This is a genomic window from Nitrospira sp. Kam-Ns4a, assembly GCF_965152595.1.
Genome location: NZ_OZ224218.1, coordinates 3563021 through 3586038 on the forward strand (window position 1 = coordinate 3563021; position 23018 = coordinate 3586038).

The window sequence follows — 23018 nt, forward strand, 5'->3', positions numbered from 1 at the left end:
CGCTCCTCCTTTTCCGCTCCCTTACGTCTGGGAAATCGCCGGCGCTGCGGCCGCCGGCTTCGGCAGGTACTCCCGATAACCGTACCGCTCGGCGAGGTATTGCTTGGCTTCCTCGGTGATGTACTCGGTGAACTGGTACCGATCGTTCTCAACCTTCTTGGCGTCCTCCATCACCTTGTCCGTGGGGATGGCATACTCGATGTTACAGGAGGTGTATGCCTGGATGTAGGTGGGCCCAACCTCGCGCGCGATGAGCACCGCTTTCTTGATCACGCTCTCGACGCGCCGGGGATTGTTCGGCACCACCGTGGCGACGTACACACAGCCGGCGACTTTCGCCATACCCACCATGTCCATCTTCTCGAACTTCTTGCCAAGCGGAGCCATCTTGAGGACGGCGCCCTTGTTCGTCATGCCGCTCTCCTGGCCGCCGGTGTTGCCGTAGACTTCGTTGTCCAGCATGATCGTCGTGAATTTCTCCTTGCGGAACCAGGAGTGAAGCGTGGCGGAGAACCCGATGTCGGCCATGCCCCCGTCGCCCACCATCACCACGACGTCCTTCGGCTTGTCCCCGAACCGGAGCCGCAACCCGCGGCTCAACCCGCTGGCCACACCGTTCTGGTCTCCGTAGTTGCCGTAGACGAACGGGATGGCCGCCTGGGAGATCGCGAGCCGGCCGCACCCGGCCGTGCCGACCGTGATCGTGTCCTCGGGGTTCGGGAAGGAAATCATCGCGAGACGGATAAACAGCGTCATCGCGCAGCCCGCGCACATGGGATGTTCCTCGAGGATCTCCTTGAAGGTTCCCATCTGCGAGACCGACACCTTCTTTCCGAAGGGACCGTGCTCGACCATGTCCCGATATTCTTTCGGCATGAACTTGTCGAAACCAGGAGTAAATTTGACGTAGTCGAGACTCATTGGTCGCCTCCCTTGTCAAGAGAACTCGGCTCGGTTTGCTAAGCCGAGCCGCCGGGCTGTCCGTGAAAACTCCGGGGATGCGCGAAGATTCCTGTGCCAGCTCGGTTCATGAGCCCTGCAGTTTCGCAGGGTTAAGCGCGGAACCGCCCTGGTCACCCACCTGCATTCGAGTGGCCGAGTGTAGCAAAGGGGTCCAAATGATGTCAAATGCAAAGTTCCCCGAACCACGCCAGTCATTCAGATCCAGTAGATCGTATAACTTCTCGGATATTAATGCAACTTGGCAGAAGGCCCACAGGCTCCGCAAGAAGGCCTAGCCTGCGTCGTCGGGGCTAGGCCATTGGCCCTAACCGAGTCGCTCTCGTGGCGGCACCAGGCACGCGTGCCGGCTCCCTGCTTGACGCGTTCCTAGGAAGTACCTATAATTCGCAAAATTTTATTCATTTCCAGCGGTCTTGCTGGGGTTTGGCCGTGCGGCGTCGCCGGCGTGGGGCTTGCCTGCAGGATGCGCGGCCGGTCCAGGATCCAGGCCTTGTGACGCATTCGAGTTGGTGGACGATGTAATCCGATTCGCTCCCGACACCCCCGCCCGGAGGGCACTGGGCATGGCGCGGACGCTAGGCATCAAGCCGCTGACGGTCGAAAGCCTCGACAGGATCAAGCGCGTCGCGGCCGATCTGGTGCGCGATGTCCGGAAAACCCTCCGCCATTGCCACTATCTTGACCTGCGCATCGAGCTCTCTGAAGTCAAATCCGCCCGCGCCGAGAACGGAGCCGGCAAATCCGGGCAGGACGATTATGTCTTCGGATTCGGCATCCGCGTCCTCGCCGGCACACCCCTGTTCGCGCCGGGCTATTATGGACACCGCCTGGGCAATGCGGACATGCCGCGCCTCCCCACCCTCCTCCGCGCCGGCATCCGCCAGGCGTACGAGCGCGCGATGGAGAACGCGCGGCTTAAGGCACAGACCAGAACGCGGTTCAGGGAGCTGGGCGCGAGCCTGGCCGCCCTGCCCCTGGCGCCGATCGATGTCCGCCAGGACACCGTCAAGGCCGAATATGCCATTGACCCGCGCGCCGTCCCGTTGGGAGAGGTCGTTCGCCTGACGGTGGAGACATCCCGCGCCGTGCGCGGGCTGAGCCCCCACATCCGCTTCAACGCCGTCGCCGCGACGACCGGCCTGACCCGCGGCCTGTTCCTCAGCTCGGAGGGTGCGGTCATTGACCAGTCCTTCGCGGCGACCCTGGGCTTCTGCACAGTCGTCGCAGAGCGCGAAGCGGCCGAGGCCAGCCTCTCCGACTCCATCGGCCACCAGCGCGGCTGGGAAGTCGTCACCGAAGGCACGCGCAGCGAGCTCATCCGCCACCTGGACCTGCTGACCTTTGCCACCAGCCTGGCGCGCGACTGTCTGAAGCTGGCCGATGCGCCACCGCTGCGGGCGACCGACCGCGAAGTCGTCGTCGTGACCGATCCCCACTTCAACGCGCTCACCGCCCACGAGATCATCGGCCACCCCACGGAGCTGGACCGGGCGCTGAAGATGGAGACCGCCTACGCGGGCCGGAGCTGGTTCCTGCGCTCGCTCCGGGACAGCCAGATCGGCAAGCAGGTCGCGTCGCCGCTCGTGACGGCCTATTCAGACCCTAGCCTCCCCGGCCTCGGCCACTACGCCTACGACGACGAAGGCACACCGGCGCGCCGGATCGTGCACATCAACAAGGGCATCTTTACCGGGTTCATGAACAGCCGGCAGACGGCCGAAATCCTCAAGGCCGAACCCAACGGCTCGTACAAGGCCGCCGAAGCCTCGATGGTCCCGCTCATCCGGATGTCGAACACCGTCTTCGCCGCAGGCACCAGCGAGCCGGAGAAGATCATCGCCGAGGTGGACCATGGGTACTACCTGGTCGGCCACCGCACGCCCTCCATCGCCGAGTCGCGGGAGAACTTCAGTATCTCGGCGCAGAAGGTCTACGAGATCCGGAACGGCCAGATCGGCCAGCTCTACCGCGGTGGCGGCTTGACTGCCGACACCAAGGACTACCTCATGAAGGTGGACGCGGTGGGCCGCGACTTCCGCTTGACGCCCATCCCCACCTGCGGCAAGGGTCAGCCCATGCAGATCAAACGGCTCGGCAACGGCGCCCCGACCATGCGGAGCCGGGCCAGGCTCACCGGCCAATGATCCCGCGCTCGGTCCTGAAGAAGGCCGTCCACCAGGCGCTCCGCCAGATTGCCCGGATCAGGGACATTCGCGAGGCGGAGGTCTTCGCGTCCAGCACGGCGCAATTGCTCTGCCGGCTGAACTACACCTCGGAGATTCCCTGCAACGGCGTCGAGGAACCCAAGTCGGTGGAAGCGTACGGCCTGAGCATCCGCGCGGTGTTCGCCGAGAGCGCGCCGGGCGACGCCCCGCGCGTGGGCTTCGGGAGCGAGGCCCGGGATATCTCCCCCGACGCGGTGAAGCGGGCGATCGAGAAAGCGCGGCAGCACGCCGTGCCCGACCCTGACTTCGTCTCGCTGCCGATGCCCCCCACCGGCACCTCCGCCACGGGCCGCTCGTCCCGCCGGCCGGCAGCCCTCCATGATCCCGTGCTCATGGGTCTGAAGGACCAGGCATTGGTGGCGAGCGGCTGGCGGATCATCGCCGAAGCCCTCAAGGCATTCTCCAAGTCCGAGGCCTTGGCGAGCCTGTCGGAGGCCAGAGACAAGCTGACGTCGCTCGGGCTGATCATCGGTGGCGACGTCACCCTGGTCCGGCAGCGGATCGCCGTGGGGTCCACCCGGCTCCCGGCGATCCAGACGGACGAGTCCACGCTGGTCACCTCCCAGGTCACAGCCATGATCGAGCGCCACCAGGCCAAGGGCAGCGGCTACACGGCGACAACGCACCTGGCCAAGTTCAAGGGAGAAGCTGGCGCGGAGGCCGTTCGCAACGCGGTCGGGGTGATCGGCGGACAGCGCCTGCCCACCGGCACCTATCCGGTGGTGCTCGGGCCGCAACCGGTCTGCGACCTGATGGTGAACGTCCTCCTGCCGAGCTTGGGCGCCGACGCGTTCTACGCCTGCCAGTCGGCCTTCCTCGGCGAGATGGGGCGCCCGATTGCGCCCCGCGAGCTGACCATCTATGACCATGGGGCGTTGCGCGGGGCGGCGGGAAGCCGGCGCATCACCTGCGAAGGGCTGCCGACCGGGCGGACCGACCTGATCCGGGAGGGCGTATTGCACGCCCTGCTCTCGAACCACTACGAGACCCAGCGGCTGCTGCGCGACCCGCAGGCGCGCGAGAAGCTGGGGCTCAATCCGAGGGAGCATCCGGACGCGTTGGCGCCGCGCAACGGGTTCCGGCGCGGCGCCGGCGGACGGCGGCAGTTCGACGTGCCGCCCTCCATCGCGGCCACAAACCTGTTCATCGAGTGGGCGACGCCCAGGAGCCGGGACGACCTCCTCGGCCTGGTGGGCAACGGCGTCTACATCGGCCGCATCTGGTACACCTATCCGATGAATGGGCTCCGGGCTGGAGATTTCACCTGTACGGTCGTGGGCGACTCCTACCTCATCCGGGACGGCCGCCTGGCGGCGCCCCTCCAAAGCAACGTCGTCCGCATCACCGGCAACATCCGGCAGCTCCTCCGTAACATCATCGGTGCGAGCCGCGAAGCGCGCCCCGTCATCCCCTGGGGCTCGGACGAGGTCATCTACGCCCCGGACGTCGCCGTGCGGGATCTCCAGCTCACGGAGATTGCCCAATGCATGCGAACCGTGTAAAGTGAGCCCATGCCCCTGCGTGTGATCATCCCGGGCGAGGATGAGGAGCAGCGCTTCGTCGGCGGCGTGCACAACCGGCCGCCGGTCCCCGACGGCAGCCCCAAGGCGGAGTGTCCGAAATTCATGAGCCACGGCCCTTGCGGCGGCGTCCGCAAGGGTGGGTTCTGCGAGGTCTATCCCGAGATGCCGTGCCCCTGGGTCACGCTTTACTTCGAGCTGGAGAAGATCGGCCAGGTGGAGTGGATGAAGCAACTGTAAGTGGGCGCGAAGCTATGGGCAAGCAAGCAAGACACACGACGCGGCTTGGCTATTCGGAGCGGCACGCGGTCAGCGGGCTGGATGCCAAGCTGCCCCGCATCGAGACCTGGCCGAACCAGTACAAGGGCTACGAGATCACGATCGAGATCCCGGAGTACACCGCGATCTGCCCCAAGACCGGCCTGCCCGACTTCGGAACGATCCGGATCCGCTACATGCCGGACAAGGCCTGCGTGGAGCTGAAATCGCTCAAGCTGTACATTCACGCCTACCGCAACGTCGGGATCTTCTACGAGAACGCGGTCAACCGGATCCTGCAGGATCTGGTGACCGCCTGCCGGCCGGTCTGGGCGGTCGTTACCGGCGAGTTCACCGCGCGCGGCGGCCTCCGCAGCACCATCGAGGCCAAGTACCCCTAGAAGATGTCATTGGTCAATTGTCATCGGTCCATGGGAAGGTCACGCTCCACGACTCATGACCGTTGACCTTCCGCAATGGCCACCTACGCGATCGGCGACATCCAGGGTTGCTGCACTGCACTACAGCGGCTGGTGGACCTGATCCGATTCGATCCGACGCGCGACCGCCTCTGGTTCGTGGGCGACCTGGTGAACCGGGGCAGGGCGTCGCTTGCCGTCCTCCGCTTCGTCAAGGAACTGGGACCAGCGGCCGTCACGGTCCTGGGCAACCATGAGCTGCACCTGCTGGCCGTCGCGGCCGGCGTGCTTCTGCCCCGTCCGACGGACACGTTTCACGACGTGCTGGCCGCACCAGATCGGGCCGAGCTGCTCGAGTGGCTGCGGCGACGACCGCTGCTCCATCACGAAGGAGACTTCGTCCTCGTCCATGCTGGCCTGCTGCCGCCTTGGACTGTCAGGCAGGCGGCCGACCTAGCTCGCGAGGTCGAGCAGGTGCTGCGCTCGGACGGCTATCAGGACTTTCTCCGCGACCTCGACAAGCTTGCCTCCCAGGCTGACCACGCTCCACAGCGGTGGTCCGACGACCTCGTCGGCATGGCACGCTGGAGCGTCGTCGCTAACGCCATGACCAAGCTGCGCGTGTGCTCGGCCACGGGCGAAATGCGGCTCTCGCACAAGGGGCCGCCGGCGGATGCGCCGCCGGGATTCCTCCCCTGGTTCGACGCACCCGGACGCCAGAGCGCCGACGCGACCGTGATCGTCGGGCACTGGGCGGCGCTGGGGCTGCGGATGACCGAGACGGTGCTGGCCTTGGACAGCGGGTGCGTGTACGGGCGGCAGTTGACGGCGGTCCGGCTCGAAGATCGGGCGGTCTTTCAGGTCTCCTGCGCAACGGCAGACGCGGGATCTGGTGCGAGCGGAAGAGGCGGGGGGCCGACTGGGGAACTGCGCGGCCGTCAGTGGTAGCTCTCGGCATCTGTCGGGTATTTCCCCTGCTCGACCTCTTCGCGGTACCGACGCAGGGCCTGCAACGCTTCGGCCTTGAGACGGGCGTAGGGCTTGACGAACTTGGGCACGAACTCGTCAAAGAGCCCGAGGAGGTCGTAGAGCACCAGCACCTGCCCGTCGCAGTGGGGCCCGGCGCCGATCCCAATGGTCGGGATCGTCAGCGTCTCGGTGATGCGCCGAGCCAGCTCGGCGGGGATAGCCTCCAGCACGACGGCGAAGGCACCAGCCGCTTCCAGCGCCTTGGCGTCCTCAACCAGCACCTCGGCCTGCTCGCGGTCTTTCCCCTGCAGCTTGTACCCGCCCAAGCGGTGGACTGCTTGCGGGGTCATCCCGAGATGCCCCATAACCGGGATCCCGAAGCGGGTCAGCGCCGCTACGCGGTCCACCACCGCCGCGCCGCCCTCCAGCTTGACCGCCGCGGCGCCCGCCTGCAGGAACCGCCCCGCGTTCCGCACCGCCTCCTCCACGCTGACCTGATAGGAGAGGAATGGCATATCGGCGATCACGAGCGCGCGTTCGACCGCCGCCGCCACCAGGCGCGTGTGGTAGAGCATCTCCTCCATCGTGACGGACAGGGTGTCCTTCTTCCCCTGGACGACCACCCCGAGCGAATCCCCGACCAAGATTGCCTCGATCCCGGCCTGCTCGACGATCCGCGCGAACAACGCGTCGTAGGCCGTCACCAGAGTTAGCTTCTTCCCGTCGCGCTTGTGGCGCTGGAACTCGGGGACGGTCATCGGAGTCATCCTAGCTCGGCCTTGGTGAGGATCTCCGGCAAGCGGTCGATCGCCTTGATGGCCATGATGTGGACGCCGTCGCAGTGGGGCCGCACCGCCTTGATCGTGCGGACGGCGATCTCGACCCCCACGTCCAGCGCGCGCTGGTCGCCGGCGGCCCGCAGCTCGGCGATCATCTCGTCCGGCACCGAAATGCCCGGGATGTTGGCGTTCATGAACTCCGCCATCTTCGCCGAGCGCAGGAGGAGGATGCCCGCCAGCACCTTGACCTTGAACGGCCGCACCGCCTGCATGAACGAGGCGAACTGCTCCGGGTGATAGATGGCCTGGGTCTGGAAGAACTGCGCGCCGGCCTTGACCTTGGTCTCAAACTTGACCAGCATCGGGCCCAGCGGGTCGGCCTCGGGCGTGACGGCGCCGCCGATCAGGAAATCGGTCGCGCCGTCAAGCTTGTTGCCGGCGAGATCCCGCCCGTGGTTGAGACTCTGGACGGTCTGCATGACCTGGACCGAGTCCAGGTCATAGACCGGCTTCGCGTCTTTATGGTCGCCGACCGTCGGATAGTCGCCGGTGAGACAGAGCACGTTGCGAATCCCGAGCAGGTGCGCCCCCAGGAGATCCGTCTGGATCGCCAGTCGGTTGCGGTCCCGGCAGGTGATCTGCATGACCGGATCATGCCCCATCTCGTAGAGCAACCGGCAGACCGCGATCGAGCTCGCCCGCATCACCGCCGCCGTGTTGTCGGTCACGTTGACGGCGTGCACGCGCCCGACCAAGGCCTTGGCGCTCTCGAGAAGGGCGGTGACGTTCGTGCCCTTGGGCGGGTTGTACTCGGCCGTCACCGCGAACTCGCCCTGCGCGAGCACGTCTCTGAGCCGTCTCAGGCTGTTCCCCATCCCGCGTCGTCCTAGGCCACGCCGGCGGCGCGCTTGGCCGACTCCAGCGTATTGTCCAGCAGCATCGCGATGGTCATGGGCCCGACTCCTCCGGGCACGGGCGAAATCCAGCCCGCCCGCTGGCTGACCGGGCCGAAATCCACGTCGCCGACGAAGGTGCCGTCCTCGAGCCGGTTGACACCCACGTCAATCACCACGGCGCCCTCCCGCACCATCTCGGCGGTCACGAACTTCGCCCGGCCGATCGCGACCACCAGGATCTCGGCCTCGCGGCAGACTGCCGGCAGGTCGCGGGTCTTGGAGTGGCACACGGTGACGGTGGCGTTCCGGTGCATCAGGAGCAAGGCCGCCGGCTTGCCGACGATGTTGCTCCGCCCTACCACCACCGCTCGCTTGCCTTCGATCGCCACGCCCGTGGACTCGATCATCGCGACGACTCCCTTGGGGGTGCAGGGCGTGAACAGGGCCATGCCTTCCACGAGCCGGCCCATGTTGTAGGGGTGGAATCCGTCGGCATCCTTCTGCGGCGAGACCGCGTCCAGAATGACCTTGCTGTCAATCTGCTTCGGCAGGGGGAGCTGGACGAGGATGCCGTGCACCCTGGGGTCCGCATTCACCTTCTCGATCAGTGCCAGCAGCTCACTCTGGGTCGTCGTGGCCGGTAGCTTGTGCTCGTCCACGTAGATGCCGGCGGCGTCGCAGGCCTTCTGCTTGTTCTTCACATACAGCTTGGACGCCGGATCGTCGCCGACCAGGATCGCCGCCAGACCTGGCCTGACTCCGGTCCTGGCCACGAGGTCCGCGACGTCCTTGGCGATCCGCTCCCGGATGGTTTGCGCCAACGCTTTCCCGTCAATCAGTCGAGCAGTCACAGCCCCCTCCATCCCGCATGCGACGCCCCTCGTAAAGATCTGGACAATAGCAGGGGCTCCGAAGGGCAGTCAAGCGCGGCCGAGAACAGGCCCGACGGGCAGCGGGAAGAAGGAGCCGCCGGCTGCGCAAGGGAGAGAACCGGCTGTCCGTCGTCAGGAAGACGTATGGTCCCTGGTGAGCTTGTAGACCCGCCGCATGCATTCCGGGCAGATGCCGTGCGTAAGCTCCGCTGCGGTGCGTTCCCTATGGAACAGGGCATCCTTGCTGGGTTCTGGCCCACCTCCGCAGCAGAGTTGGGCGGCGACTCCTTCGCTCCCCTGAAAGTGGGGGGACCCCCTGACCTTTTTGCGCAGGCCGTGCAGTGTTGGGTCGAGTCTGCCACGGATTGCCACGCCGCCGACCCGCCCGGACGGATGCTCGCTGCCGGCACCGCGTCCGAAGCAGGGCCCTGCCTGACGGACTCTCCGCATGATCGATGATCGCGCCACACGGACGCCCGAGCGGTTTCCTTGACAGGTCCTCACAGGGTCCTTTACCATGCCAGCAAATGCACCGGTTTTCCCACTGCTGGCGCTGTCGCGCCCCTGTTTCCCCCCGGCGGTCCTTCCAGACTGAGCCAGCCCCTTCCAGCCTCGCCACAGCGACACCCGCAGCCCTTCCGGAGCCACGGGTCCCCGTCAGGACCCTCCTCTGCGCCGGTTTGCTCTTGGCTTGGCCGACTCTCGCCGAGGCCCTTCAGGTCACCGGGCTCCACAACCCCCAGAGCTTCGTCCCGGACCCCACAACGGGACAGTATTTCATTTCGAACACGGACCGCAGGAACGACGCCCCATCCTCGTCCGGCTTCATCACGAAGCTTGACCGGGACGGCAAGATCCTCAAGCTGCATTTCATCCAGAACGGCGACGGCCAGGTCGTCCTGCGCGCGCCGAAGGGGATGGCGGTGGCACAGGACGTCCTCTACGTCGCGGATGTGGACACCCTGCGCGGGTTCGACACGAAGTCCGGCCGGCCCGTCGTGGAGGTCCGGATCGGTCGGGACGGCGCCGCCGACCTCGCCGACGTCGCCTACGACCCAGGCCGGAACCTCCTCTACGTATCCGACACGAGGGCGGACACCATCTATCGGGTCGACCCGGCGAAGTCGCATGCGGTGTCGGTGCTCGTGCGCGATCCGGCCCTCGCTGGGCCCCGCGGCCTCGCGGTGCATCCGAAGACAGGTCGGCTGGTCGCCGTGAGCTGGAACAAGGGCAAGATCCTCGAGGTCGCGCCGGACGGGACGATCACCGAGCTGGTCTCAAACTCCTGGTTCTCCTCCCGGTTTCAGAACCTGGCCGGGGTGGACTTCGACAGTTGGGGGACCATGTACGTGTCCGATTTCACGGCCGGCAAGGTCTGGCGCATGCGGTCCGACCAGCATTTCGACGTCATCGCCGAGTTTCTTCCCTCTCCCGCCGACATCAGCGTGGATCGGCTGAACCACCTCATCCTGGTGCCCTACCACGATGCCCACGTGGCCGAGATGAACGGGCTGGAGTCGCCCGTCAAGCGCGACAAGAAGCCGCGGACCCTCAAGGATTACGGATTCCCGTTCCTGGGAGGCAAGGAAGGGGAGCAAGAGAAGGAACAGGGGCGCAGATGAGCAAGTGTGTCTACTGCGGCCTACGCAAGGGCAAGCGGCCCTGTCCCGGCTATCCGCCCGGCGGGGGGGACTCGCCCGGCAGGTCCCCGGGCTTGATCTGTACCCAGTGCTGTGGAGAGTACCGGCTCGTCCGGATCGCCTGCCCGGCCGACTGCGTCTATCTCGACGCCAACAACGACTATCAGCAGCGACGGCTGGGAGACCGGTTCGCCCAACCGCGGCGGGAGTTCTACCGGGATCTGTTCGAGTTGGGCGGAGAAAAGGCCGCTGCCCTCTTCAACCTGATCGAGGTCGTCACCTTCAGCTACTTCCAGGGACGTCGCGACGGGCAGGACGCGGAAGTCCTCGCCGCCGTCCAGGCCTTGCGACGCAGCCTCAGTCCCCTGCATGTCCCCGCCGCTCCCATGCCGGTGTTCGCCGAGCATCTCAAGAAGGAGTACGAGGCCTTCGTCGCACAGCAGTCGCCGCAGGCGGTCGAGAGCCAGATCGCCCCGGAGGTCCTGGACCGCGCGAGCCAGTTCATCACCGGGGTCTCCGGCGGCGCCTTCCAGTCACAGCGGTTCCTGAATGCGCTCATCGGCTACATCCGGACGCACCATCCGGAGGTCGCCGAGCAGCTCGCCCGCCAGCAGCAACAGGGGCGCATCCTCCTGCCCGGCCAGCTCGTACCGCCGCCGGCCGCCGGCCCGGCCGAGCCGCCCGGCCATCTCCACGCTGGCCACGCGCACCACCACCGCTGAGCGCGATGTCTGGTCTCCCTCACCTCTCGTGGCCAGCCGAGGCCTATTCGACGATCTCCACCTTCATCTCGATCCGATCAATCGGGTTGTCGCGCGCGTCGCGCGGCTGCTGGACGATCTTGTCGGCGACGCCGATCCCCTTCACGACCTCGCCGAAGACCGTGTACTTCCCGTCCAGGAACCGCGAGTCCTCCACGACGATGAAGAACTGGGAGCCCGCGCTGTCCGGATCCTGCGCCCGCGCCATCGAGACGATCCCGCGCCTGTGTGGGAGGTCGTTGAACTCCGCCTTGATCGAGTAGCCGGGGCCGCCCATGCCATACATCTCCTTCTTCTTCGGGTCCTTGGTGTTGGGATCGCCTCCCTGGATCATGAATCCCGGAATCACGCGGTGAAAGATCGTGCCGTCATAAAACCCTTCCTTGGCCAGCTTGATGAAATTCTCCACGTGCTTGGGCGCCTTGTCCGGAAAGAACCGGATCTCGATGTCGCCGAACTTGGTCTTGATGATTGCCCGCGGCTCCTTCTTTGCCGGTGCGGCTGGCGCCGCCGGAGCCTTCTCCGCGGCGACGGCTGGGCTAACAGCCCACACCGTCGCGGCTGCCAGCACCGCCGTCATAATCCCGATCGCCCCCATCCCGGTCCCCGCTCTGAACATGCTCGCCTCCTCTCCTTTATTCCTTTATGGGTCGTCTCATCAGGTCAGGCCAACCCGTCGCAGCGCTTCCTTGGCCGCCATCTGCTCCGCCTCCTTCTTGCTCCGCCCGATGCCTAGACCGAGGATGTCGTCCCCGACCATGACCTGGACTTCGAACACCTTCTGATGATCGGGACCGGACTCCCGGAGGAGCAGGTATTGGGGCAGGGTCTCGAATTGCTTTTGGCACCATTCCTGGATTCGGGTCTTGTAGTCATCGACGACCGAGGGCCACTCCGCCTCCTCCCGACGCTTCAGGTCGTCGAGCTCCGGCGCGAAGACCTTCAGCGTGAACGCCCGCGCCGCCTCGAGGCCGCCGTCCAGATAGATGGCCGCGATCACGGCTTCCAGCGCGTTGGCCAGCAGCGAGTTTTTCTCCCGACCCTGCGTTAGCTCCTCGCCGCGGCCAAGCCGCAGCAGGTTGCCCAGCTCCAGCCGGCGCGCCCCCTTGGCCAGGAATGGCTCACTGACCAGCCGAGCCTTCAGCTTGGACAGCTCCCCCTCGGTGGAGTTCGGAAACGCGCCGGTCAGGTATTCGCTGATGATGAGGGCCAGGACGGCGTCGCCAAGAAACTCAAGCCGCTCGTTGTGCTGGCACCCCTTGTCCCGGATCTCGTTGACGTGAGACTTGTGGGTCAGGGCCTGGCTAAGGAGGCGAGGGTGGTGGAACCGATAGCCGATCGCCGCCTGTGCTACATCGAGATGGGACTGCGCCATAGGTCACGAGGGGCGGTCGTCTGACCTCCCGCGGCGCTTACACAGTGGCCCGCTTGAAGACGAGGCAGGCATTGACCCCTCCGAACCCGAAGGAGTTGGACATAGCCACCGCCACCGACGCTTCGCGGGCCCGGTTAGGGACATAATCGAGGTCGCAGTCCGGGTCGGGATGGTCCAGGTTCATGGTTGGCGGCAGCACGCCGCGGTGGAGCGCCAGCACGCTGAACACCGCCTCCACGCCGCCCGCCGCGCCGAGCAGATGGCCGGTCATGGACTTAGTCGAGCTGACCGGGATGCGGTACGCGTGCTCGCCGAACACCCGTTTGATCGCTAGGGTCTCGATCTTGTCCGCGAACGTGGAGGTGGCGTGCGCGTTGATGTAACCGACCTCCTCGCGGGAGATCCCGGCGTCCTTCAACGCCAGCTCCATGCACCGCACCGCGCCCTCCCCGTCATCCGGCGGGGCGGTGATGTGGAAGGCGTCGCTGGTCATCGCGTAGCCCGCTAGTTCGGCGTAGACGCGCGCCCCGCGCCGCCGCGCCGTATCGAGCTCTTCGAGCACCAACACGCCTGCGCCTTCGCCGAGGACGAAACCGTCCCGGTCGCGATCGAAGGGCCGGCTGGCTCGGGCAGGATCGTCGTTGCGTCGCGAGAGGGCGCGCGCCGCCGCGAAGCCCGCGACGGCCAGCGGGGTGATCGTCGCCTCGGTGCCGCCCGCCAGCATGGCATCCGCCTCGCCCCGCTGGATGATCCGGAACGCGTCGCCGATGCAATGGTTGCCGGTCGCGCAGGCGGTCACCGCGCAGGAGTTGGGGCCCTTCGCCCCCAACCGGATCGCCACCTGCCCCGAGGCCAGGTTGATGATGACCATGGGAATAAAGAACGGGGAAATGCGGTCCGCGCCCTTCTCCAACAGCACCTTGTGGTAGTGCTCGATGCCCGGCAGCCCGCCGATTCCCGCCCCGATGTAAACCCCGACCCGGTCCGCCTGGTCAGGCGAGATCTTCAGGCCCGCGTCATCCACCGCCATCTGGCTCGCCGCCACGGCGTAGTGGATGAACGCGTCCATTTTCTTGATCTCTTTCTTTTCGATGAAGGCGGCGGGATCGAAATCCTTGACCTCCCCGGCGATCCGAACCGGAAAGTCGGTCGGGTCGAAGCGGGTGATTCGGCCGATCCCGGACTGGCCGGCGCAGAGCGCCTTCCAGGTCTTCTCCACACCCGTCCCCAGCGGGGTGATGACCCCCAGCCCGGTTACGACCACTCGTCGCATCACGCGCTCATCCATCGTCGCCGCCGCACCGGAATCAGATCTTTTCCTTAATATACTCCATGGCCTTCCCGACGGTGAGGATCTTCTCCGCGTCTTCGTCGGGAATCTCGATGTCGAACTCCTCCTCGAACGCCATCACCAGCTCCACCGTGTCGAGGGAGTCCGCGCCTAGATCGTCAACAAAGGAGGCCTCAGGCACGACCTCGTCCTCATCCACCCCGAGTTGTTCGGCAATAATCTTCTTGATGCGATCCTCCACCGCCATGGGCTTCCCCACCTCCTCTCCCATATCGGACCTCCCTTGCGCCTTGTCAATTCGAATGATCCGCTCGTCGTCGGCTCACCGCTGTCTGGCCCGCCCGCGTTTCCGCCGTTCGCCCGCCGCCCCTCAGGCCATGAGCATGCCGCCGTTCACGTGCAGCACCTGGCCCGTGATGTAGCTGGCCTGGTCGGACACCAGAAAGCACACCGCGGCCGCCACGTCAGACGGCTGCCCCAGCCGCCCCAACGGGATCTGCTTGAGCAACGCCTCCTTGACCTCCGGCGGCAACCCCTGAGTCATCGCCGTATCGATGAAGCCCGGCGCCACCGCGTTCACGGTCACGGCCCGGCTCGCGTACTCGCGCGCGACCGTCTTGGTGAACCCGATCACGGCCGCCTTCGACGCCGCGTAGTTCGCCTGACCGGCGTTCCCCGTGACACCCACGATCGAGGCGATGTTCACGATGCGCCCGCTGCGCTGCTTGGTCATCGGCTGGAGCACGGCCTTCGTGCAGTAGAACGTGCCGTTCAAGTTCACCTGGAGGACTAGGTGCCAATCCTCCTCCTTCATCCGGATGAGCAACCCGTCTCGGGTCACTCCGGCGTTGTTGACCAGGATATCAATGCGCCCCCATTCCTTAAGCACGTGGTCGGCCATGGCCTTGACGTCGTCCCAGTCGGCCACGTTGACCTTGACGTTGAGCGCCCGGCGACCCATCGCGCGGATCGCCTCGACGGCTTCCTGGGAGCGGCCCGGGTCCAGGTCGCACACGGCCACATCGGCGCCCTGGTGCGCCAGCGCTTCAGCGATCGCGCGCCCGATCCCCTGGGCCGCGCCCGTGACGATTGCGGTTTTCCCCTCCAACGACATTCTTCCCTCTTGTTCCATGTCACTCGTCGCTCGTGAAGCCTGGTTCGCAAGGCAGGGTCTTTCCTCACGCCTCGCCCTTCACGGCCAGCGCCTTCAGCGCGGCGTCCAGCGACGCCGGATCCTGCACGTTCAACGTCGTTGCGCTCGGCACGATCCGTTTCACCAATCCGGTCAGCACCGTGCCGGGGCCTACCTCGATAAAGGTCGTCACGCCCAGCTCAACCATCACCGTGACCGACTCTTCCCACCGCACCGGCGAGGGCAACTGGCGAATCAGCGACGCCCGGACCTCGGCGGCAAGTCGCAGCGGCTTGGCGTCGGCGTTGTTCACCAGCGGCACAGCGAGGTCCGACCAGGAGACCAGGGCCAGGTCCTCTGCCAGCCGGGCCGCCGCCCGCTGCATCAGCGGCGTGTGCACCGGCACGCTCACCGGCAAGCGCACCGCTTTCCGCGCCCCTTTCGCCTTCGCAACCTCGAGGGCCCGCTCCACAGCCGCCTTCTCTCCCGCAATCACCACCTGCCCCGGGCAGTTGAAGTTGGCCGGGGCCACAATGCCTAGGGCCGAGGCCTCGCGACAAGCTTCCGCGACGGCCGCGGCGTTCAGACCGAGCACCGCTGCCACAAGACCGCTCCCAGGCGGCACGGCCTCGGCCATGTACCGGCCGCGCTTCTGCACGAGCGCCACGGCGTCCGCGAAGGTCAACGCCCCCGCGGCCACCAACGCGCCGTACTCCCCAAGGCTGTGGCCTGCGACCGCGACCGGGCGTAAGCCGTACGGCTCCATCGCCTTCAGCGCGGCGAGGCTCGCGGTCAGCAGGGCGGGTTGCGTGTACTCCGTCAGGTTCAGGCGGTCGGTCGGTCCCTCGAAGCACAGGGCGGCCACATCGTAGCCGAGGACGGTTGCCGCCTCGTCGTAGAGTGCCCGGACGCCGGGATCGTGCTCGTAGAACAGCCGCCCCATCCCGACCGACTGCGAGCCCTGGCCGGGAAAGACCAGCCCGATTCCGGCACCCATAGCGGGGTATGATATGGGAGAACCTGCACCCAATGTCAACGACAAAATCCAAGAGGACAGCCGTCAGGCACCAGCGAGCGAAACGCGGATGGCTGAAGCTTCTTCCTCAATCCACCACGAACTCGCCGCCATCCACGCAGATGACGTTCCCCGTCACCCAATGCGCCTTCGGATGGCTGAGCAATCCGATCGCCTGCGCCACGTCCTGCGGCGTCGTCAACCGGCCCGATGGATTCTTGCGTTGCGCCATCCGGATCATCTCATCCGAGCCCGGGATCTTCCGCAGCGCGGGCGTATCAGTGACCCCGGCCATGATCGCGTTCGCCGTGATGCCCATGGGTGCGAGCTCGAGCGTCAATTGGCGGATGTGGGACTCCAGCGCCGCCTTTGCCGCCGACACCGCGCCGTAGGTGGACCAGACGCGGGCACCGCCCGCGCTCGTCATCGCGAAGATGCGCCCACCTGGCCCCATGAGCTGGCGCGCCACCAAGTCCTGCACCCAATAGACCAGGCTGTTGGCCATGACGTCCAGCGTCATGTCCAGATGCGACTTGCCGATCGCGTCGCCCGGCGACTTCGCGATGAAGGGCTTCAACGTCCCGAAGGCGAGCGAGTGCAGGAGGACGCGCACCGTCCCTTGCCGTCCCTCCTTCGTCAGCCGTGTCTGGATGGCGTTCAGGATTTCCTGCCGCTTCTCCGGGTCAGCCGCGTTGGCGTTGAAGAACACGGCCTCGCGGCCCATGCCGGTGATCCGCCCGACGATGCGCTCGACGTTCGGCAGCGTCGTCTTCCGGTCCAGATGGACCCCGAAGATGTGCATGCCGAGGGAGGCCAGCTCCAGGGCGGTCGCCTCTCCGAACCCGCTCGACGCGCCCAGGATGAGCGCCCACTCGCCTTCCAACGGTCGCGTATCGGTACCCATTACTCCTTCTCCATGTTTGCGTGAGGCGTCAGGCGTGAGGCGCAAGGAGAGTCAATTCTCCTTCAAAGACGCTTTACGCCGGACCCCTCACGCCTCACCCCGTCTTCTCCATCACCATCGGATAATCGCCGACGCCCAGGTCAGCCCCGAGCCGAAGGCGCCCAGTAGCACCAGGCTGCCGTCCCGCACCCGCCCGTCTCGCACCGCCTCGTCGAGCGCGATCGGGATCGAGGCGGCGGAGGTGTTGCCGTAGCGGTCCATGTTCAGGACCACCTTCTCCAGCGGCAATCCCAGCCGCGCGGCGACGGCCTTGATGATCCGGACGTTGGCCTGATGTGGCACATACAGGTCCACGTCCTCGACGGCCAGGCCGTGCGCCGCGAGCGCCTCACGCGCGACTTCCTCCAGGGTCTTTACGGCGACCTTGAACGTCTCATTCCCCTTCATCTTGATGTACTGCAGCCCGTCGGCCAGCACCTTCTCCGCGACCGGGAGCCGCGACCCACCGCCGGGCACGCAGATCATGTCCCAGAGACTGCCGTCGGCGTGGAGATGGGTAGAGAGAATGCCCCCCTCGCCCGGCGACGCGCTCACGACCGCCGCGCCCGCCCCGTCGCCGAACAGGACACACGTGCTCCGGTCGGTCCAGTCGGTGATCGCGGACATGACCTCGGTGCCGATCACCAGGACGTGCCGGAGGCCCGTCTTCACGTAGGCGTCCGCGACCGACAGCGCGTAGACGAACCCGGAGCACGCTGCCGCGATGTCGCAGGCGGCCGCGCGCAGCGCGCCGAGCCGGTGCTGGATGAGGCAGGCGGTCGAAGGCAGCGGATGGTCTCCGGTGCAGGTCGCGACGAGAATGAGGTCCAGCTCGGCCGCCGACACACCCGCCGCCTCGAGCGCGCGGTGCGCGGCCTTCAGGCCCAGGTCGGAACTGGCTTCGCCCGGCGCGGCGATCCGGCGCTCCCGGATGCCCGTGCGCTCGACGATCCACTCGTCGGAGGTGGCGACCATCCGCTCGAGGTCAGCGTTGGTCAGGACCCGCTCCGGCAGGTAGGAGCCGGTCCCGGTGATGCGGGACCTGGCGGAAGAAGCTCTCATGGGGCGGGCTCGTCCTTCCTGGAGTCGCCGTGCGACGCCAGACTCTCTTCGATGTCCCGGCGGATGAGCTCGTTCACCCGGCTCTCCGCCAGGCTGACGGCGCGGCGGATCGCGTTCTTGATCGCCTTGGCCGATGACCGCCCGTGGCAGATGATGACGATCCCGTTGACGCCCAGCAACGGCGCGCCGCCGAACTCGGCGTAGTCCATCCGGCGGCGGAGCCGCAACAGCGGCGTGGCGAGGAGCGGATAGGCCAGCCGCCCCAGGAAAGAACTGGCGATTTCCTTCATCAGGAGCTTCTTGATCGTGTCTGCTAGCCCCTCGGAAATCTTCAGCGCGACGTTCCCGATGAAGCCGTCGCACACGATGATGTCGGCGGTCCCGCTGTACACATCCCGCCCCTCCACGTTGCCGATGAAGTTGATCGGGCTGGCCTTCAGCAGCTTGAAGGCTTCCTTGGTGACCTCATTCCCCTTCGTGTCCTCCTCGCCGATGCTGAGGAGGCCCACCCGGGGATTCGGCTTGCCCAGCAGGTGCTTGCCGTACTCGTGCCCCATGAGCCCAAACTGGTGGAGGTGCTGGGCGGAGCAGTCCACGTTAGCGCCGACATCCAGCATGACCGCCTCGCCGTCCAGGGTGGGCAGCGATGTGGCGATGGCGGGGCGCTCGACCCCTTTGATGACCCCGAGGACAAAGAAGGCGGCGACCATCGTCGCGCCGGTGTTACCGGCGCTGACCACGGCGCCGGCCTCGCCCGACTTGACCAGCTCGGTGGCGATCCAGATGGAGGAATCCCGCTTCTTGCGGGCGACCTGGGCGGGAGACTCGTGCATCGCCACGGTTTGCGGGGCGTGGCGGATAGACATGCGGCGATCGGCGCAGCCGATGCGCCGGAGCTGCTCGGCGACCTGGCCCTCGTCCCCGACCAGCACGACCTCGATGTCGAGATCCCGCGCCGCTGCGACGGCGCCCTCGACGACGGGACCCGGACCATGGTCCCCGCCCATCGCATCTACCGCGATTCTCATGGGATGCTGTGGCGCATGAGCGAATAGCCGGCAGCGAAGAGCCAGCAGCCAGCGCCCCGGGAGTTGCGGGTTCAGAGCTACCTGCTCCGAGCTCCCCGCTGCCCGCCCGCGCTCAGGTTTCTTCGACAGCGATGACCGGCATGCCCTTGTAGGTGCCGCAATTCAGGCAGGTGTAGTGCGGAAGCTTCGGCTCATGACACTGCGGGCAGACCGACAACGACGGCGGCGTCACCTTCTTGTGGGTCCTTCGCTTGTCACGCCGGGCCCTGGAGAGTTTATGTTTTGGATTCGGCATCGTGGTTTCTCGCTCAGTTTCGGCCCAGTTTGTCCCGCAGCTCCCGCAGAATCATGAACGGATTGTCGCCCCGCTGCTCCGGACAGCCGCACCGCCGTTCGTTCCAGTCCTGCCCGCAGACCGGGCACAACCCGAGGCACGCCTCGTTGCACAACGGCTGCATCGGCGTGGCCAGGATGACCTGCTCGCGCAACATGTCGGCGAACTCGATCCGGTCGCCGACGAACTGATAGACGTCGTCAGGCGCATCCGGGTCGAGCCAGTCCGGCAGCACCGGCGCCTCCGGGAGCGGCGTCACGCCGCCGGCGCGGGACGTGCGGCGCAGCGCGGCGCCGCGCCGCCGGTATCGCACCGCGAACGGCAGCACGACCTCGTCCTCGAAATCCTTCAGACAGCGCACGCACTGACGGAAGAACGTGCCGGCCAGGACCCCCGCGACGTGGAAGCCCCGCCCAATCTTGTCAATTTCCAGGGCTAGCGACAGGAGGCTCCCGACACGCGCGTCCTCCGCCTCCAGCGCCAGCTCCTCGGCGCTGACCTCGCAGGACAGGCGCAACCCCTCATCCGGAATCTCACTGATATGGAAGCTCGGCAGCGCCACAGGCCCGTCCGCGCGTCCACCTCGGCTGCTGTGTGTATACACGGCCGCTGGCGAGAAGTCAAACCGCCGGTCCCCCTCGAAGCGGAGCGGTGGGGTCAGCGCTCCTCCGCGAAGGCGAGCAGCGCGATCGTCCGCGCCCGCTTGATCGCAATCGTCAGCTCGCGCTGGTGGCGCATGCAGTTCCCGGAGATCCGGCGCGGGACGATGCGCCCTCGCTCGGTCAGAAAGTTCTTCAGCAGCCCCACGTCTTTGAAGTCAATGGGCACCTTCTCGTGACAGAAGCGGCACACGCGCCGCCGCTGGAAAAAACGCCCGCGTTCCACCCGCGCCTCCCTGTTGGTCTCGTTACGGCGTCTCGTCGAGATCGTAGCCAGGCTCGTCCACCGGGACCGCCTCGCCGCCCGCCTCGGCCCGCTTCGGCAAGAACGTGATGGTCTGGGCTACCACTTCGTGCTTGCTGCGCTTCTGGCCGTCCTCCGTCTCCCACCGGCGCTGTTGCAGCCGGCCATCCACGATCACGCCCGCGCCCTTGCTGAGGTACTGCCCGCAGTGCTCGGCCTGCTTGCCGAACACCACGATGTCAATGAAGCAGACCTCCTCCTTCAGCTCGTCTCCCTGCCGGTACTTCCGGTTGACGGCGAGCCCGAAGCTCGTCACCGGCGTCCCGCTGGGCGTGTAGCGAAGCTCGGGGTTCTTCGTCAGATTGCCGATCAGGATGACCTTATTGAACCCGGCCACGGTCGGACTCCTTTGTCTCTCCTCCCGGCTTCGCTGGGCTGGCCTGCTCCAGCCGGACCGTCAGGAATTTGATCACGGAGTCCTCCAGCCGGTAGGCGCGCTCCAGCTCGCTGACCGTCGCGCCCCCCGCCTGGAACGTCATATAGGCGTAGGTCCCCTTCCGCTCCCGCTTGACCTCGTAGGCGAGCTTCTTCCGGCCCCAGGTCTCGGCCTTGAGCACGGCGCCGCCGTGTTTCTCGACGACGCCCTTCATTTTCTCGACGAGCTTCTGGGTCTCTTCGTCGGGGAGCGAGGGGCGGATGATGAAAATAGACTCGTAGGCCTGCATGCGGTAACAACCTCCTCATGGACTCGTTGCAACGGGTGCAACCGGCGGCCCCGGAGCCGGGTCCGGAGCGAGGCGGGCGAGCCCGCGAACCGCCGGACGCTACCACAGGCTTAGAGGAAGTGTCAATCTCTCTGGAATCCCCACAGGCGGCCGGCCGACGGCTAGAGCTTCTTTAGACGTTGAACCGGAAATACACCACGTCGCCGTCCTTGATCACGTAGTCCCGCCCTTCCAGCCGGAACAGCCCCTTGTCCCGCACGCCCGCCACCGACCCGCAGGCGATCAGGTCGTCGTAGTGGAACACCTCGGCGCGGATGAAGCCGCGCTCCATGTCCGAATGGATCTTCCCCGCCGCCTGGGCCGCCTTGGTGCCGCGCCGGATCGGCCAGGCGCGCGCCTCCGTCTCTCCCACGGTGAAGAAGGTAATCAGCGAGAGCAGCTCGTAGGCTGCCTTGGTCAAGCGGACGAGGCCCGAATCGCTCAGGCCCAGCGCCTTCAGGTACGTTTCGCGCTCGCCCTCGGCGAGCGCGGCGAGCTCCGCCTCGAGTTGCCCGCAGATCGTCACGACCTTGGCCCCCCTCTTCTCGGCCAGCTCGCGGATTGTGCGCACGTGGGGATCGTCGGGGCCCGCCCCCTCCGCCACGTTGGCGACAAAGACGACCGGCTTGGCCGAGAGCAACTGACACTCGTTGAGGACCGCCTGTTCCTCCGGCGCCAAGGTCTGCCCGCCCGGCCACTCCATCCGGTTCAAGAGGTCGGTCAGCTTCTGCACGACCACCAGCTCCTTGGCGGCCTGCGCGTCGCCGGACTTGGCGCGCTTCTCAACCCGCTGCCGGCGCCGCTCCAGGGTCTCCAAGTCCGCCAGCATCAGCTCCGTCTCGATCGTCTCGATGTCGCGCAGCGGGTGCACGCCGCCGCCGACGTGGACGACGTCGGGATGGTCGAAGCAGCGGACCACGTGCATGAGCGCGTCCACCTCGCGGATCTGTGCGAGAAACTGGTTGCCGAGCCCCTGCCCCTGGCTCGCCCCCTGGACCAGGCCCGCGATGTCGCGCACCTCCAGAGTGCTGGGGGTCAGTTTCCGCGACCGGAAGATCGCGGCGAGCCGACTGAGGCGGGGGTCCGGGACCTGCGCGATCCCAACGTTCGTCTCCACCGTCGAGAAGGGATAGTTGGCCGTCATCGCCCCGCCGCCGACGAGCGCGTTGAAGACGGTCGTCTTCCCGACGTTCGGCAACCCGATCATGCCGCAACAGAGGCCCATCTTCTCTCCAGCTCACAACTTGCAGCGAACAGCGAGCAGCCATCGGATTTCGCTATTCGCTGTTCGCCATCGGCTTTTGATTGAACCGGTTCATTGCCGCCGCCACGCCTTCGACGATCCAGCATTCCAGCGCGGCCACGGCCTGCTCCTCCACCGGCTCGATGACCGCTTGCTCCTCCGGCGCGAAGGGCGAGAGGACATAGTCCGCCGGATCCTGGCCCGGAGCCGGCCGCCCGATGCCGATCTTCAGGCGGCAAAACGCGTCGGTGTCTAAGGCTGCGATGATCGAGAGAAGGCCGTTGTGGCCGCCGGCGCCGCCTCGCGCTTTCACGCGAAGCCGGCCCACGGGCAGGTCCAGATCGTCGTGCACGACAAGCAATTGTTCAGGCGGGAGTCCCAGATCCTCCAGCAGGGTCTTGACGGCCGAGCCGGAGTCGTTCATCCAGGTGAGGGGAACGGCGAGCGTGATGTCCTGCTTCGCGTCGGGAGGACCGACCTGCCCGACGCCGCGGTGCGCCGGGCCGCCGGGACGGAGCCGGACCGACCAGCGGGCAGCAGCCCGCTCCACCACCTGGCGCCCAACATTGTGGCGGGTCCGGAGATACCGTTCGCCAGGGTTGCCGAGTCCAACGATCAGGCGCAAG

General features: G+C 66.5%; 27 protein-coding genes. 7 read left to right on the top strand and 20 right to left on the bottom strand.

The window, feature by feature from the left end:
• Positions 1-21 precede the first annotated feature (21 nt).
• Positions 22-921 carry a thiamine pyrophosphate-dependent enzyme gene (locus ACWHYQ_RS17760; RefSeq protein ID WP_447973433.1) on the bottom strand — a complete coding sequence of 300 codons (900 nt, stop codon included), beginning with the start codon at positions 919-921 and terminating at the stop codon, positions 22-24.
• Positions 922-1526: 605 nt separating this feature from the next.
• On the opposite strand from ACWHYQ_RS17760, the gene ACWHYQ_RS17765 reads away from it, so the two are divergent.
• The 5 genes from ACWHYQ_RS17765 (at position 1527) to ACWHYQ_RS17785 (ending at position 6333) form a co-directional block, all read left to right on the top strand.
• The gene (locus ACWHYQ_RS17765) at positions 1527-3107 is read left to right on the top strand and encodes a TldD/PmbA family protein (RefSeq protein ID WP_447973434.1); all 1581 of its coding nucleotides are present in this window, start codon (positions 1527-1529) and stop codon (positions 3105-3107) included.
• Positions 3104-4690 (top strand): TldD/PmbA family protein, encoded by a 1587-nt coding sequence (locus ACWHYQ_RS17770; RefSeq protein WP_447973435.1) that lies wholly within the window; start codon positions 3104-3106, stop codon positions 4688-4690. The genes ACWHYQ_RS17765 and ACWHYQ_RS17770 overlap by 4 nt, the downstream gene beginning before the upstream one ends.
• 9 nt (positions 4691-4699) lie before the next feature.
• The gene (locus ACWHYQ_RS17775) at positions 4700-4948 is read left to right on the top strand and encodes a methylenetetrahydrofolate reductase C-terminal domain-containing protein (protein ID WP_447973436.1); all 249 of its coding nucleotides are present in this window, start codon (positions 4700-4702) and stop codon (positions 4946-4948) included.
• Between the two features lie 14 nt (positions 4949-4962).
• Entirely contained in the window at positions 4963-5367 is a 405-nt protein-coding gene (gene queF / locus ACWHYQ_RS17780) for a preQ(1) synthase (protein ID WP_447973437.1), read from the top strand.
• A gap of 75 nt (positions 5368-5442) precedes the next feature.
• Complete coding sequence (locus tag ACWHYQ_RS17785) at positions 5443-6333, top strand: symmetrical bis(5'-nucleosyl)-tetraphosphatase (RefSeq protein WP_447973438.1); 891 nt, start codon at positions 5443-5445, stop codon at positions 6331-6333.
• Here ACWHYQ_RS17785 and panB read toward each other — a convergent pair.
• The 3 genes from panB to folD are packed head-to-tail and all read right to left on the bottom strand — an operon-like array spanning position 6324 to position 8880.
• Entirely contained in the window at positions 6324-7112 is a 789-nt protein-coding gene (gene panB, locus ACWHYQ_RS17790) for a 3-methyl-2-oxobutanoate hydroxymethyltransferase (protein ID WP_447973439.1), read from the bottom strand. The two genes, ACWHYQ_RS17785 and panB, sit on opposite strands and share 10 nt — an antisense overlap.
• Positions 7113-7117: 5 nt before the next feature.
• Positions 7118-8008, bottom strand: a complete 891-nt coding sequence (locus ACWHYQ_RS17795; protein WP_447973440.1) for a methylenetetrahydrofolate reductase — start codon at positions 8006-8008, stop codon at positions 7118-7120.
• An 11-nt stretch (positions 8009-8019) separates the two neighbouring features.
• On the bottom strand, positions 8020-8880 hold the full coding sequence (gene folD / locus ACWHYQ_RS17800; protein ID WP_447973441.1) for a bifunctional methylenetetrahydrofolate dehydrogenase/methenyltetrahydrofolate cyclohydrolase FolD: 861 nt from the start codon (positions 8878-8880) through the stop codon (positions 8020-8022).
• 707 nt (positions 8881-9587) lie between these two features.
• Here folD and ACWHYQ_RS17805 point away from each other — a divergent pair.
• The gene (locus tag ACWHYQ_RS17805; protein WP_447973442.1) at positions 9588-10523 is read left to right on the top strand and encodes a hypothetical protein; all 936 of its coding nucleotides are present in this window, start codon (positions 9588-9590) and stop codon (positions 10521-10523) included.
• A complete protein-coding gene (locus tag ACWHYQ_RS17810; RefSeq protein ID WP_447973443.1) occupies positions 10520-11263 on the top strand; it encodes a hypothetical protein in 744 nt (247 codons plus the stop codon). The genes ACWHYQ_RS17805 and ACWHYQ_RS17810 overlap by 4 nt, the downstream gene beginning before the upstream one ends.
• Before the next feature lie 43 nt (positions 11264-11306).
• Here the strand turns inward: ACWHYQ_RS17810 and ACWHYQ_RS17815 are convergent, their stop codons facing one another.
• The 16 genes from ACWHYQ_RS17815 to pth form a co-directional block, all read right to left on the bottom strand.
• Positions 11307-11882: a peptidylprolyl isomerase gene (locus ACWHYQ_RS17815; RefSeq protein ID WP_447975591.1), complete on the bottom strand. Its 576-nt coding sequence runs from the start codon at positions 11880-11882 to the stop codon at positions 11307-11309.
• Between the two features lie 78 nt (positions 11883-11960).
• Entirely contained in the window at positions 11961-12677 is a 717-nt protein-coding gene (rnc, locus tag ACWHYQ_RS17820; protein WP_447973444.1) for a ribonuclease III, read from the bottom strand.
• Between the two features lie 37 nt (positions 12678-12714).
• Complete coding sequence (gene fabF, locus ACWHYQ_RS17825) at positions 12715-13950, bottom strand: beta-ketoacyl-ACP synthase II (protein WP_447975592.1); 1236 nt, start codon at positions 13948-13950, stop codon at positions 12715-12717.
• 34 nt (positions 13951-13984) lie between these two features.
• A complete protein-coding gene (acpP, locus tag ACWHYQ_RS17830) occupies positions 13985-14215 on the bottom strand; it encodes an acyl carrier protein (protein ID WP_447975593.1) in 231 nt (76 codons plus the stop codon).
• A 123-nt stretch (positions 14216-14338) separates the two neighbouring features.
• Positions 14339-15082, bottom strand: coding sequence for a 3-oxoacyl-[acyl-carrier-protein] reductase (gene fabG, locus ACWHYQ_RS17835; RefSeq protein WP_447973445.1), 744 nt, complete (start codon positions 15080-15082; stop codon positions 14339-14341).
• Between the two features lie 64 nt (positions 15083-15146).
• Positions 15147-16097 (bottom strand): ACP S-malonyltransferase, encoded by a 951-nt coding sequence (gene fabD / locus ACWHYQ_RS17840; protein WP_447973446.1) that lies wholly within the window; start codon positions 16095-16097, stop codon positions 15147-15149.
• A 106-nt stretch (positions 16098-16203) separates the two neighbouring features.
• Positions 16204-17019, bottom strand: coding sequence for an enoyl-ACP reductase FabI (locus ACWHYQ_RS17845; RefSeq protein ID WP_447973447.1), 816 nt, complete (start codon positions 17017-17019; stop codon positions 16204-16206).
• A gap of 111 nt (positions 17020-17130) precedes the next feature.
• Positions 17131-18120, bottom strand: a complete 990-nt coding sequence (locus ACWHYQ_RS17850; protein ID WP_447973448.1) for a beta-ketoacyl-ACP synthase III — start codon at positions 18118-18120, stop codon at positions 17131-17133.
• Positions 18117-19148 carry a phosphate acyltransferase PlsX gene (gene plsX, locus ACWHYQ_RS17855; RefSeq protein ID WP_447973449.1) on the bottom strand — a complete coding sequence of 344 codons (1032 nt, stop codon included), beginning with the start codon at positions 19146-19148 and terminating at the stop codon, positions 18117-18119. The genes ACWHYQ_RS17850 and plsX overlap by 4 nt, the downstream gene beginning before the upstream one ends.
• 112 nt (positions 19149-19260) lie before the next feature.
• Positions 19261-19443 (bottom strand): 50S ribosomal protein L32, encoded by a 183-nt coding sequence (gene rpmF / locus ACWHYQ_RS17860; RefSeq protein ID WP_447973450.1) that lies wholly within the window; start codon positions 19441-19443, stop codon positions 19261-19263.
• 13 nt (positions 19444-19456) lie between these two features.
• Positions 19457-20044 carry a YceD family protein gene (locus tag ACWHYQ_RS17865; RefSeq protein WP_447973451.1) on the bottom strand — a complete coding sequence of 196 codons (588 nt, stop codon included), beginning with the start codon at positions 20042-20044 and terminating at the stop codon, positions 19457-19459.
• 95 nt (positions 20045-20139) lie between these two features.
• Positions 20140-20418 (bottom strand): 30S ribosomal protein S18, encoded by a 279-nt coding sequence (gene rpsR / locus ACWHYQ_RS17870; protein WP_447975594.1) that lies wholly within the window; start codon positions 20416-20418, stop codon positions 20140-20142.
• Positions 20390-20782 (bottom strand): single-stranded DNA-binding protein, encoded by a 393-nt coding sequence (locus tag ACWHYQ_RS17875; RefSeq protein ID WP_447973452.1) that lies wholly within the window; start codon positions 20780-20782, stop codon positions 20390-20392. The genes rpsR and ACWHYQ_RS17875 overlap by 29 nt, the downstream gene beginning before the upstream one ends.
• A complete protein-coding gene (rpsF, locus tag ACWHYQ_RS17880) occupies positions 20766-21110 on the bottom strand; it encodes a 30S ribosomal protein S6 (RefSeq protein ID WP_447973453.1) in 345 nt (114 codons plus the stop codon). The genes ACWHYQ_RS17875 and rpsF overlap by 17 nt, the downstream gene beginning before the upstream one ends.
• A 172-nt stretch (positions 21111-21282) precedes the next feature.
• Positions 21283-22374, bottom strand: coding sequence for a redox-regulated ATPase YchF (ychF, locus tag ACWHYQ_RS17885; protein ID WP_447973454.1), 1092 nt, complete (start codon positions 22372-22374; stop codon positions 21283-21285).
• 52 nt (positions 22375-22426) lie between these two features.
• A complete protein-coding gene (pth, locus tag ACWHYQ_RS17890) occupies positions 22427-23017 on the bottom strand; it encodes an aminoacyl-tRNA hydrolase (protein ID WP_447973455.1) in 591 nt (196 codons plus the stop codon).
• Position 23018: the final 1 nt, after the last annotated feature.